Source organism: Paenibacillus sp. J22R232 (assembly GCF_056269165.1).
Map to the genome: position 1 here is coordinate 60,393 of NZ_JBWDNK010000013.1, position 12,011 is coordinate 72,403.

At 52.5% G+C, this 12,011-nt stretch carries 9 protein-coding genes; 8 read left to right on the forward strand and 1 reads right to left on the reverse strand.

The features are described 5' to 3' along the window. Nucleotides 1-18: 18 nt before the first annotated feature. From AC0YN3_RS26445 to AC0YN3_RS26470, 6 genes are all read left to right on the forward strand, one after another. Nucleotides 19-5,499, forward strand: coding sequence for a WIAG-tail domain (locus AC0YN3_RS26445; RefSeq protein ID WP_475777904.1), 5,481 nt, complete (start codon nt 19-21; stop codon nt 5,497-5,499). 450 nt (nt 5,500-5,949) lie between these two features. Next, the gene (locus tag AC0YN3_RS26450; RefSeq protein ID WP_475777905.1) at nt 5,950-7,359 is read left to right on the forward strand and encodes a glycosyltransferase family 2 protein; all 1,410 of its coding nucleotides are present in this window, start codon (nt 5,950-5,952) and stop codon (nt 7,357-7,359) included. A gap of 63 nt (nt 7,360-7,422) precedes the next feature. Continuing rightward, nucleotides 7,423-7,713: a nucleoside-diphosphate sugar epimerase gene (locus AC0YN3_RS26455; protein WP_475777906.1), complete on the forward strand. Its 291-nt coding sequence runs from the start codon at nt 7,423-7,425 to the stop codon at nt 7,711-7,713. Between the two features lie 27 nt (nt 7,714-7,740). Next, nucleotides 7,741-8,085: an alpha-helical endospore appendage domain-containing protein gene (locus AC0YN3_RS26460; protein WP_475777907.1), complete on the forward strand. Its 345-nt coding sequence runs from the start codon at nt 7,741-7,743 to the stop codon at nt 8,083-8,085. Then, complete coding sequence (locus AC0YN3_RS26465; RefSeq protein ID WP_475777908.1) at nt 8,085-8,399, forward strand: hypothetical protein; 315 nt, start codon at nt 8,085-8,087, stop codon at nt 8,397-8,399. Before AC0YN3_RS26460 ends, AC0YN3_RS26465 begins: the two co-directional genes overlap by 1 nt. After that, on the forward strand, nt 8,386-8,637 hold the full coding sequence (locus AC0YN3_RS26470) for a hypothetical protein (RefSeq protein ID WP_475777909.1): 252 nt from the start codon (nt 8,386-8,388) through the stop codon (nt 8,635-8,637). Before AC0YN3_RS26465 ends, AC0YN3_RS26470 begins: the two co-directional genes overlap by 14 nt. 69 nt (nt 8,638-8,706) lie before the next feature. Here the strand turns inward: AC0YN3_RS26470 and AC0YN3_RS26475 are convergent, their stop codons facing one another. After that, on the reverse strand, nt 8,707-9,714 hold the full coding sequence (locus tag AC0YN3_RS26475) for a beta-ketoacyl-ACP synthase 3 (protein ID WP_475777910.1): 1,008 nt from the start codon (nt 9,712-9,714) through the stop codon (nt 8,707-8,709). A gap of 160 nt (nt 9,715-9,874) precedes the next feature. Here AC0YN3_RS26475 and AC0YN3_RS26480 point away from each other — a divergent pair, with 160 nt between their 5' ends. Both AC0YN3_RS26480 and AC0YN3_RS26485 read left to right on the forward strand, forming a co-directional pair. Next, entirely contained in the window at nt 9,875-10,600 is a 726-nt protein-coding gene (locus AC0YN3_RS26480; RefSeq protein WP_475777911.1) for a YhcN/YlaJ family sporulation lipoprotein, read from the forward strand. 221 nt (nt 10,601-10,821) lie between these two features. Further along, on the forward strand, nt 10,822-11,967 hold the full coding sequence (locus AC0YN3_RS26485) for a hypothetical protein (protein WP_475777912.1): 1,146 nt from the start codon (nt 10,822-10,824) through the stop codon (nt 11,965-11,967). Nucleotides 11,968-12,011 lie beyond the last annotated feature (44 nt).

Genomic DNA, 12,011 nt, shown 5'->3' on the forward strand with positions numbered 1-12,011 from the left:
TGGGAGAAGGAGAGGACTATGACAAAAAACAGAAAAGGGAAAAGCCCGAAGGGGCGAAAGCCGCTTTTTTATGTTGATAATCCCAATACTTCCGAATTAAAGTGGTTGGATGATTTGAACAAAAGGAAGGCTGCCGTTCAAGCCCAAGCCGTTAAAACATCCATAATATCAGCTGACGAAACGGAACCGATTGCCATTATTAAAGCGCAAGCCATCCTTGAGGCAGAATATGAGCAAGATGTTGAGGAAGAGGCTGAGCAGGACGCAGAGCAGGACGCAGAGCAGGACGCAGAGCAAGATGCCGAGCAGCTTACCATGGGAGAGGCATTGCAAGAAGAGCTATTTGAGGAGCTTCTTCCCGAGAAGGAAGAGGAGCCGATAGAAGCATTTACGCTGGAGGAAAAGCTGGAGAAGATCGAAGAGAAAAAGGAACCAGAGGGTCCGCCTGCCTTTATTTATACCGACGATCTTGTAGACCTGTCCGTTACTTCCGAGAAGATTGCTCCCGGTTCGGTCGATAGCAGCAAGCTTGCGCCGGGAAGCGTGCAAGCAAGCTCGCTTAGCGATTATGCCATCCAAGCCATTCATCTTAATAATGGCATCATTTATTCAGAGAAAATCGCAAACGAAGCGGTTACCAACAGCCATTTGGCAAGCCAGGCGGTGACCGGAGACAAACTCGCAGATCACTCGGTCTCTGGCAGCAAGCTGCAGAATGGAAGCATCACCTCCGAAAAGCTTGCGGACCGGACGATTGACGCAGCCAAGATCGCAGAAGGCTCGATTGAATCAAAGCATTTGAAGTCGTTGATCGTTACGACTGAGCTGCTTGCAGACCAAGCCATTACTTTCGAAAAAATAAAAAGCGGAGCAGTGCGCCCTGAAAATTTGGCGAATGAGAGCATTAACAACTCAAAGCTCGCCGAAGGCGCTGTTACCTCCTCCAAAATTCGCGATGCAGCGGTTACAAGCGCCAAAATCGCGCCAGAGGCTGTAGAAGCCGACCATTTGAAGCCTGGCTTAATCCAAGCAGAGCATGTTGCTCCAGGCATCGTTCAAGGATCGCATTTGGCTCTTGGCGAAATTACTAGCGAGCATCTTGCGGAAGGAGCCGTCGGAACCGAAGAATTGCAAGTGGGAGCTGTCGGAGCCGAACAATTGGCGATTGATTCGGTGTCTGCGTCACATCTCCAGCAAGAGTCGATTCTAAGCTCGCATATCGGAGCGGGACAGATCGAAAGCGAGCATCTCGTTGATCAGTCGATCAATTCTTCAAAATTAGCGGATCAATCCGTTACGACAATCAAAATCGTCGATCACTCCATTACGATTTCCAAGCTCTCCGATCAAAGCGTGAACGCGCAGAAGCTGGCTAGCGATTCCGTCCTAACCCGTCATTTGGGGGCTGGGAGCGTTACGTCAGACAAAATTGCCGAAGGGCAAATAGTGGAAGGGCATTTGACGGAAGGCGCGGTGATAGCGAAGCATATCGCATCAGGAGCGATTGCGCGCAAGCATTTGCAAAGGGGCATCATTAACGAGGATAAGCTCGCACCCCAAGCCGTTAAGGAAATGCATATCGGCGATGCGGCGGTAGGAACGGCGCAGCTGGGCGAGGGTTCAATTACCCGCAGCAAGCTGGTTGAGGGTGCCGTAGACGGCGTGGTGTTGGGAAGCGATTCGGTAGAAACGAGACATCTTAAGGATGAGACCGTAACCTTTCAGAAGCTCGCGCCGGAAGCGTTAAGAGCCTATCATTTCGCCGTTGACTCCGTAACGTCGGAGGCGATTGCAGATCAGGCAGTCGGCAAAGAGCATATGAAGCAAGGCAGCATCGAAGCCAATCACCTAGCAGCCGATGCAGTGGGCAACAATCATCTGCAGGATGGTTCGGTAACGAGCAGCAAACTGGCGCAAGGAGCTGTATCGGAGCGATATATTGCACCCGGCGCGGTGTTCTCGCATCATTTGGCGGATCACGTAGTCAATTCCCTAAAGCTATCGCCGGAGTCGGTTACAACGGATAAGCTGACGGATCTGAGCGTTTCATCGGCTAAGCTGGCAGACGGCAGCGTGACGAGCGGGAAGCTTGCATCCCACTCCATTCTGCCTAGCCATATTGCGATCAAAACGGTTGGCTCTCAACATATCCAGCCGGATGCGATTCGCTCGGCCCATATCGAAGCAAGGGCAATCATAGCGAGCCACTTAGCTGAGCAGTCGGTCGGTACGGACTCGCTGCAGGACAATGCGGTAACGTCATCGAAACTGGCATTTGGCGCCGTACAATCGAAGCAAATCGAAGATGAGGCGATTCACAGCCGCCATCTTGGCAATGCGTCGGTGCTGGGCATTCATCTCAGCGAGGGATCCGTTCATGGACCGCACTTGGCTAACGATTCGGTCACTTCAGAGAAGCTTGCTGCCGGCAGCATTATTTCCGATCATCTTCAGAACGGGTCTGTCGGCGCGGAAGCGCTGCGTGCCGAAGCGGTGCGTACGGACCATATCGAAGCGGGAGCTGTCACCTCGGATAAGATTGCTGAGCTATCGATCAATTCGAAGCAGCTTCAGCCGCAATCGGTTCACGCGGCTCACTTGACTCCGAGCAGCGTAAGCGAGCTAGCGCTCCAGGATGAGTCCGTGACAAGAGCAAAGCTGGCGCAGGATTCAGTTTCCAGCGAGCATGTACAATTGGAATCGTTGGCCGGCAAGCATTTGAAGTCGGACACGATCCAAGGGTACCACATCCGCAAGGGCACCATTACGCTAGCCCATCTAGCTGGCGACGTGCTTGCGTTCGATAAGCTGGCCGATGAATTGATTCCGGGCAGTAAGCTCAAGCAAGGGACGGTAGGAAGCAAGCAGCTATCTACGAGCAGCGTAAGAACCGAGCAGCTTAATGACAGAGCGGTCACGCGGGAGAAGCTGGCTATAGATGCTGTGGGAAGCGAACAGTTGACGGATGGCAGCGTAACGGGAGCGAAGCTGGCCGTAGGCAGCGTAAGCGAAATACAGCTGACAGACGGAAGCGTGACAGAAGCGAAGCTGGTCGTTAACAGCATAGGCGAGGCGCAGCTGAAGGATGGAAGCGTGACGGGAGCGAAGCTGGCAGCCGGTAGCGTGGGTGAATCGCAGCTGACAGACGGAAGCGTGACAGAAGCGAAGCTGTCGGTTGACAGCGTAGGCGAAGCACAGCTGAAGGACGGAAGCGTAACGGGAGTGAAGCTGTCCGTAGACAGCGTAGGCGAAGCACAGCTGACGGATGGTAGCGTGACAGGAACGAAGCTGGCAGCCGGCAGCGTTGGTGAAGCACAGCTGAAGGACGGAAGCGTGACGGGAGCGAAGCTGTCAGTAAGCAGCGTAGGCGCAGCGCAGCTGGCGGATGGAAGCGTGAGCGGAACGAAGCTATCGATTAGCAGCGTAAGCGAAGCACATCTGAGGGATCGAAGCGTGACAGGAACGAAGCTGGCAGTCGGCAGCGTAGGCGAGATACAGCTTACGGACGGAAGCGTGACAGGATCCAAGCTGGCGGTCGGCAGCGTAGGCGAGGCACAGCTGCTGGATGGCAGCGTGACGGGAACGAAGCTGACGGCTGGAAGCGTGACGGGCACGAAACTGGCAGCCGGCAGCGTAGGGTCGGTACAGCTGACAGACGGAAGCGTGACGGGAGCGAAGCTGGCAGTCGGTAGCGTAACCGGAACGAAGCTGGCAGCCGGCAGCGTAGGTGAGACACAGCTGACAGACGGAAGCGTGACGGGAACGAAGCTGGTAGTCGGCAGCGTAGGCGAGGCGCAGCTGAAAGACGGCAGCGTGACGGGTGCGAAGCTGGCAGCCGGCAGCGTAGGAGAGGCGCAGTTGACAGACGGAAGCGTGACGGGATCGAAGCTGGCAGCCGGCAGCGTAGGTGAGTCGCAACTGACAGACGGAAGCGTGACGGGAGAGAAGCTGGCAGCCGGCAGCGTAGGAGAGGCGCAGCTGACAGACGGAAGCGTAACCGGAGCGAAGCTGGCAGCCGGCAGCGTAGGCGAGACGCAGCTGACAGACGGAAGCGTAACGGGAGCGAAGCTGACAGACGGAAGCGTAACGGGAACGAAGCTGGCAGCCGGCAGCGTAGGCGAGACGCAGCTGACAGACGGAAGCGTAACGGGATCGAAGCTGGCAGCCGGCAGCGTAGGTGTGGCGCAGCTGACAGACGGAGGCGTGACGGGAGCGAAGCTTGCAGTCGGCAGCGTAGGATCGGTACAGCTGGCGGACGGAAGCGTAACGGGATCGAAGCTGGCAGCAGGCAGCGTAGGAGAGGCGCAGCTGACAGACGGAAGCGTAACGGGATCGAAGCTGGCAGCAGGCAGCGTAGGTGTGGCGCAGCTGACAGACGGAGGCGTGACGGGAGCGAAGCTGGCAGTCGGCAGCGTAGGATCGGTACAGCTGGCGGACGGAAGCGTAACGGGATCGAAGCTTGCGGATGAAAGCGTGACAGGGTCAAAATTAGCATTAGGCAGCGTAGGATCTTTACAGTTGATGGACGGAAGCGTATCGGGAACGAAGCTGACAGCCGGCAGCGTAGGCGAAGCGCAGCTGATGGACGGAAGCGTGACGGGATCGAAGCTGTCCGTAGGCAGCGTGGGCGAAGCACAGCTGATTGACGGAAGCGTGACGGGAACGAAGCTGTCCGTAGGCAGCGTGGGCGAAGCGCAGCTGACGGACGGAAGCGTGACAGGAACGAAGCTGTCCGTAGGCAGCGTAGGCGAAGCGCAACTGATTGACGGAAGCGTGACGGGAACGAAGCTGTCCGTAGGCAGCGTAGGCGAAGCGCAGCTGACGGACGGAAGCGTGACAGGAACGAAGCTTGCGGTCGACAGTGTAGGTTCATTGCAGCTGACGGACGGAAGCGTGACAGGATCGAAGCTGGCGTTGGGCAGCGTGGGTTCGTTACAGTTGATGGATGGGAGCGTAACGGGGACGAAGCTGGCAGTTGGCAGCGTAGGCGAGGTGCAGCTGACGGACGGGAGCGTAACGGGATCGAAGCTGGCGTCTGGCAGCGTAGGGACGGAGCAAATCGCGCCGGGCAGCATCTCAGCGGATAAGCTGGCGCCTGACCTGCTTTCAAGCTTGATTCCGAGCGTGGCGGCATTGCCGCCGGAGCAAATCGCGAGCGACTCCATTGGCGCCGCCCATATCCAGCAGCAATCCGTCGAATTATCCGCATTGCGGTTCAATCCCGTGATCACGGGTTCAGCGCTGGGCGTTATAAAGCAGCAATTCGGCTTGGCACCATACAGCTTTGCCGTTCAAGCCGAGCAGGTGGAGTTGATCATCCCATTCGATGAGCCGTTTGCAGACAATCGCTATGTATTGACCGTTACGACAGACAATCCCGTATGTTACGCCGTTGTTCATTCCAAGGCTGTTGATAAAGCTGCCATTGTTATCATTCGTACTCGGATTAGCCATGAGCCTAGAGGAAACATCAACTGGATCGCAATCGGAAAAGGATAAACCAGAACAAGGACTGCATGCGAAAGTCGTAAACCGACTTTCGCGGCAGTCCTTTTTTGATATATTGGCATGTATATCCTTAGTATAAACATTCTCTATATTTCTCGGAATGAAACGCACCGCGCAGCCAAAGAACGGCGATAGCCGTTTCACCTTGAAATATAGGAAAGCATATCATTTCACCATATTTTCTCTATATTTCTACGCGAAACATAAGTTTAGCCGCAAGAGGACGGCTTCAGACGTTTACGCTGGCATACAGCGATACTCTTCGGCTCTGTATTACGTGCTCTCTCTATTCTTTAGCCTACTTATTAAGATATTCGATATGCAGCAGCATGCGTAACAAGTCCCTATATAAGTTGTACGCTTGCCGTTACGGATCATATTCCCTTACATACAATATGATGTTGAAACGCACGACTATATGACGGATTGGAGAGGTTGACGATGAGACGCAAAAAGAGGCCGGTCCGACGTCTCAAAACGAATGCTGGCTTGCGGAGCAATGCCGAAAAGCGGACGGAACGTTATAAGTCCGGACTGACCGAGGGCTATAAGCAAGGCGTGCAAGCAGGCATAGAAAGCTATGACGCGCACTTTGACGGAACGAGCATCATTATTCCGAGTCATAACGAGGTAGACTCTGTAAAAGCATGCATTGAAGGCATTATGGACCAGACTGATTTGCCTTATGAGGTTATCGTCGTTGATAACGGTTCTACGGATGGAATCGAACACTATTTGAAGCAATTGGACGGACAGGTCCGATATCGCATATTACCAGCTTCATCAGGTTATACCGGTGCAGCAAACGTTGGTTTCATGATGGCGAAGGGGACTACGATTCTACTGCTGGATAACCGAATCCGCGCGACGGAAAATTGGCTTGATAATCTGCTTATTTGTTTGAATAGCGATTCAAGCATCGGCATCGTTGGCCCCGTATCCGCCGGACTGACCGGAAAGCAGCGAATGGCGCTTCATGTGCATGATATGGATGACATGCAGGAGTTTGCGAGAATGAATAATGAGAGCAATTCTTCCAAATGGCATCAAGTAGAGCGGCTGTCGAGCAGCTGTCTGCTCCTTCGCCGGGAGCTGCTTGAAAGAGTCGGCTATTTGGACGAAGGCTGTATGGAAGCTCCATTCGATGCGGCGGATTATGGCTATCGGGCACGCCTTCAAGGCTATTCGCTCGTATGTGCTAGAGACGCGTATATTCATATGCAGCCGGACTCGAATGAAACGGAGGAGACCTTCACTGCTGAACCTGAATCTCAAGCGCGGATGGATATTTCCGAAAGCGCGAGCACGTATTTTATGAACAAATGGAGCGGGCTTGACGAATCCTTTTTCGAGCGCGAGGCTCTTTCTACTTCCCGCCAAGCGCCGATGACCGATGAGGAGATCAGCCAGGCGAGGCAGCTGGGAGAAGCTTTATTTTATCCGCGGCAAATGGTCGTTAAAGGACTTGGCCCCACGTCCTATTGGATAGACGGTAGCACGAGGAGACCGATTGAAGGACCGTATGACCGATTGACAATCCGGTTGTCGCAGCTGGATTTATGGAGATGGTCCGTTGGCGAGAAAATAGATGCTGAGATGGTATGCGCATATATGGAAATGCTGCATGGTCCAGGAATTGAGAAATTGTACAATCAAATGGTTTGCGAGAGCGGGGACGGCAGCAGCTACTATATCGAAAACGGAAAAAAACGAATGATTCTAAGCCGGCTTGCGGCAGAGGGCTGGGGCTTGCGGCATGACCATCACAGCAGGATTCCGAAGGATGAGCTTGAGGCTATTCCGGATGGGCAGCCATTAATCGCGCCTATTACGCTCCGCCAAGCGTTATAGCTTGCTATAACGTACCTCTGCGACGGGGCCCGCATATGCTATAGGAGCAAGGAGGGGATTGGCATGCACGATTCGATTACGGAAATGATGCAGCATATGTCCCATGCAAGCGTACAGCTCGCCCGCGTATTAGAGGCAGAACGCCACGTAACGGTCCGACTCTCTGAAATCGTACAGGCGATTCCCGATGAGGAGCCCAGCTTCGACGGGCTTAACGGGATACTTGAGCATTCGCAGTCGGTGGGTCAAAGCGTGGTCGCTTATTTAAATAGCTTAGCTGAGTTTCAGGAAACGCTTGCCGGACAGCTTTCCTTTGTCATCCGGGAGCTAAAGGAACCGAGCGCGGAAGAATAACGGGAATAGAAGGAGGTATGGTTAGCGATGAACCGCGAACAGGCGTATTTGCGGATGCTGGACTCAACGGCGAATATGCAGTGGAATATAGCTATTATGCTGGAAGCCAAAGCAGCGGAGGCCGAGAAGATGCGAAGCTGGATTTGCAATCATTTGCACAGCCATAGCTTTGATTCCGAACAGGCGCAGTTTGGGCAGTCCATTCAGATGCATGATCAAGTCATTGAGGTTATCGACGGAATCGCCAAGCTTAATCAAAGCATGGTTTCGATTCTGAAGGCGGTATTGCAGCAGGAGGAAGAAATGGGTGAAAGCTATGGAGATGCCATGCCTTCATTAGGGAAAGGCTTCTCTTTCGGGGATAAAAGCTAATGGTCAGCCGGCATAACGAACAGGAAGCGAGAATTGCGTTTCTGGCCGCGCTCGCAAGAAGCCAAAATGCGCTTGCGAGCATGCTGGAGAGCATGGCGGAAATAACCGACAGCTCTCCTTTTGCGAGCAAGCTGCTAAGAGACAATGTCAGCTCGCTGACAGCGATGCAAGAATCGATAGCAGAGTCGGTTACGGGCCTTGCCTGGCGCAAACGGATTAGGCGGAGGGGGAGGCCTGCCCAGCCTTGGCTTCAGCCAAAGCTATCCATATACAGCGTTTCATGGTCAGGGGGTGAAGCGGGTGCTGAGCAATAAGAGAAGAGCGGCTTCGGGCATGAGCAAAGGCTCGAAAAGCACGCGCAAGGCGGCAGGCCGAAGAAGCATAGCTCCCAAAAAGACGCTTCTGCGCCGCAAGCCGGTTGCGAGAAAGCGGTTTACCCAGAAAGAGAATGAACGGGCAGAGCTAGGGCAAACCTATAACGACGGTTACAATACCGGATTCGCCAAAGGCTTTGAGGATGGCCACAAGGCCGCTTACGAGAAGAGGCAATAAGAAAAGCCATATTCCTTATCCTTCACTGTTTATATGGAAGGATAAGGAATATGGCTGATTTGGCTTGTTTTACAAAGACCAGCGAAGGATGACGCCGGCTTGGGTGAGTCCGCCTCCGAAGCCGTAGAGCAGCATGAGCTGGCCAGGCTTTACGATACCTGCCCGTACGCCTTCATCGATTGCTAGAGGTATAGAAGCCGCTGAAGTATTGCCATATTGTTTAATGCTGGACAATGTTTGTTCCAGAGAGAAGCCGGTTCTCTCACAGAGCGATTCGATGATGCGCATGTTGGCGCTATGCGGTATAAACCAATCGATATCGTGAATGCCGTACCCGCTGCGATCCAAAAGCTGTTGAATGCCTTCTGCGACGTGGCTGACGGCCCAGCGGTATACTTCACGCCCATTCTGAACAATGAAGCCGTTCGTTTGTATAGCATTCTCGCCAATGACAGAAGCTAAGCTGCTGCGATAAAGCAGATGTCCGCGTGCGCCGTCGGTTTTGGTAAAAACAGCCGAGACGTCTCCGTGGCCGTCATCTGAGGTTTCCATTAAAAACGCGCCGGCGCCATCGCCGAATAAAATACAAGTGGTTCGATCCGTATAATCCGTAATCTTGGACAAGGTTTCTGCGCCGAGCACTAATATCTTGCGATGAGCCCCCGACAGCAGCAATCCGTTGGCCAGCTGGATCGCAGCCGCAAAGCCTGCGCAGGCGGCTTGAATATCGACAGACCCGGCATGAATAATGCCATAATGCGATTGAACCTGCGAAGCAACGCTCGGAAAGACGGCATCCGGGGACGAGGTTGCTACGATAATATAATCCACATCCGAAAGCTGCACGCCATAACGTTCAATCATATTATCGATGGCCCCGAAGCAAAGATGACTCGTGAATTGGTCGTCGGCAGCCTTGCGCCGCTCCTTAATGCCCGTGCGCTGAACAATCCACTCATCGCTTGTTTCTACGAGCTTCTCCATGTCCGCATTCGTTACGATTCGTTCAGGCACATACGTGCCGATGGCGGTAACGACCGCGTTGGATTGAAGGTTAACCGATTGTTTTTCGATCATGGCGACACACTTCCTTTCGAATTTAGTACCAAGTACTAGTAGTTGATACTAATTTACTTGATTCTTTGCCAATTGTCAATGAAATGAATAGACATCGCCTGTCGGGCGAACGCTAAGCAAAGGTCTTGAACCTAAACTAAATCAGGTGGAGGATGGCTCAATGCGCAAACAAATCGTTGCTTTGTCTGCAGGTGTGTTGCTTAGCACGATGTTGGCAGGCTGCATGGAAAATCACGGTGAGCTTGGGAATAAAGACATCCGATCAAACAGCATTCGATATGACGCAAATGGAAATTTATTAAAAAACAAGCGGTTCGCCGATGATCAAATGAACGAAATGAACCGAGTGAACGGACGAAGGCTGAACAGCAATAATGTAATCGGCTCTCACAAAAATTACCGCATGGAGATGAGCGAGAAGCTCGCTAAGGAGATTACGGATCTAGGGGTAGTCAAAGCATCCTACGTCATGCTGACGGAACACAACGCGTATGTAGCGGTCTCTCTTGACGAAGGGGAGCCAAACGTTGAATCCAAAATGCTAAGCCGTACAAACAATGGCTATATGGGGAAAGAAGGCGCTGAGATCAGCAGGCGCATGAGCAGCTTGTCAACCGGGCATGCTCAGCTGACTGACGCAATCAAAGGTCAAATCGCGAATAAGATCAAAGAGCTGAATCCAAGCATCGAGCATGTGTACGTATCCGCGAATCCTGACTTCGTTGGACGAATGACCGCATACATGAACGACGTTAAGCTCGGACATCCTATTCAAGGCTTTATTGCAGAATTCAACGCAATGGCTGAGCGTGTCTTCCCGAAAAAGTCAGGGGAAGATCAAGTGGAGACAAGAAGCACAAAAACGAAACGAATGATCTACGACTAAGGTGAAGCAGTCTATAAGCTAAAGCGGCAGAAGGATCACTTCGGCCGTCTTTTGGCGCGAGCAGCGACCTTCTGGGACTCTAGCATTTGCGGCGATTCAAATATAGACAGATCATAGGGTTACCTGCCATTCTAGTTATTCATAGTATAGGAAAGGAGAGGAGATGGTCAAACTACCATGAGTGATAAACGACTACAACGAAATCGTATGGAAGTAGCTGGATGATTATCGTAACGGCAATTAGTGCCGATGATTTGCCTAAAGCGATCGTAATGGCCAAATCGGTCAAGGAACAAATGCCCGGGAGCAAGGCAGTAGTCGCCATATTGGAGGATAAGCTTCCACCAGCCGCAAAGCAATGCTCCTATTTTGATGAGACGGTATTGATGAAGGATATAGTTGGATCGGATAGCGTGCTGAAATTTTTCTTTCAATATACACGAATAGAAGCAGAACGTGCATGCAGAGCGATGGCTGCAAGGTATGTGTACGATAAATTTGGCAGCGAGAATCACTTTGTCAGCGTGGATGCGGGGACGATGATCGTATCTCCCTTTAACGAGCTTGCAGCGATTTGGGAAGCGCATCCGATCGCAATGGCGAGCAAAGTTGTGTGTCCCGAAGCGCTGGATGCCCATATGCAGTCTAGCGTTCGCCAGAAGGGCATATACGATATCGGCTTCGTAGCCTTTAGGCGTCACGCTATTGCGGATGCTTTCTTGAAATGGTGGTGCGGGATTAGCGAAAATAACTGTTATTACGAGAGTGAAAACAGCCGTTTTGCCGATCAATCCTGGCTTGATTTCACGCATACGCTGTTTGATAACGTCTATGCGATTAGAAATCCGGGCTATCTAGTGAATGCGGATAATCTCATGGAGCGTTGGAACATTACGGCTGCGGGACCGAATCATTACGATATCGAAGGACAGCCGCTTCGCATCGTGCAGCCCTCGAGCGGATTTCTTCAGGCAACGGCCTGGATCGAGGACGCGAATGCGATGCTGTATCAAGAGCTCTATGAAAACTACAAAGCTAGATTAGCAGCGGCAAGAGAAACAATGGTTGAGAGCGTGCCTTGGAGCTATGGCATATTTGCCAGCGGAGAAGCCATTTCGGATCGTACGAAAACGGTGTTCCGCCGCTACTATTATGAGAATCCTGAAACGGAGAATCCTTATCTGCTAACGAATGCCTACTTTGGCCCAGACGAACAGCCCGTGAACGGATATATCGGTTCGGATGAAGCGATGCCGGGTTTCGGCCCGGATGAAACGATTGGGAAAACGACTGTCTTGACAAGAAGAAAGCTTGTCCGTAAAAAAAGGAAATCAATTAGGCGAAAACGCATGCAGCGCCGAAAATGAAAGGGGAGGCTGCCTACCACCATCAGGGACGAGTGAAAGGCAGC

Bases quoted from the DNA above. Each gene is read 5' to 3' on its own strand.
- AC0YN3_RS26485 (WP_475777912.1), top strand. From the start codon at position 10,822: ATGATTATCGTAACGGCAATTAGTGCCGATGATTTGCCTAAAGCGATC.
- AC0YN3_RS26475 (WP_475777910.1), bottom strand. From the start codon at position 9,714: ATGATCGAAAAACAATCGGTTAACCTTCAATCCAACGCGGTCGTTACC.
- AC0YN3_RS26450 (WP_475777905.1), top strand. From the start codon at position 5,950: ATGAGACGCAAAAAGAGGCCGGTCCGACGTCTCAAAACGAATGCTGGC.
- AC0YN3_RS26480 (WP_475777911.1), top strand. From the start codon at position 9,875: ATGCGCAAACAAATCGTTGCTTTGTCTGCAGGTGTGTTGCTTAGCACG.
- AC0YN3_RS26455 (WP_475777906.1), top strand. From the start codon at position 7,423: ATGCACGATTCGATTACGGAAATGATGCAGCATATGTCCCATGCAAGC.
- AC0YN3_RS26445 (WP_475777904.1), top strand. From the start codon at position 19: ATGACAAAAAACAGAAAAGGGAAAAGCCCGAAGGGGCGAAAGCCGCTT.
- AC0YN3_RS26460 (WP_475777907.1), top strand. From the start codon at position 7,741: ATGAACCGCGAACAGGCGTATTTGCGGATGCTGGACTCAACGGCGAAT.
- AC0YN3_RS26465 (WP_475777908.1), top strand. From the start codon at position 8,085: ATGGTCAGCCGGCATAACGAACAGGAAGCGAGAATTGCGTTTCTGGCC.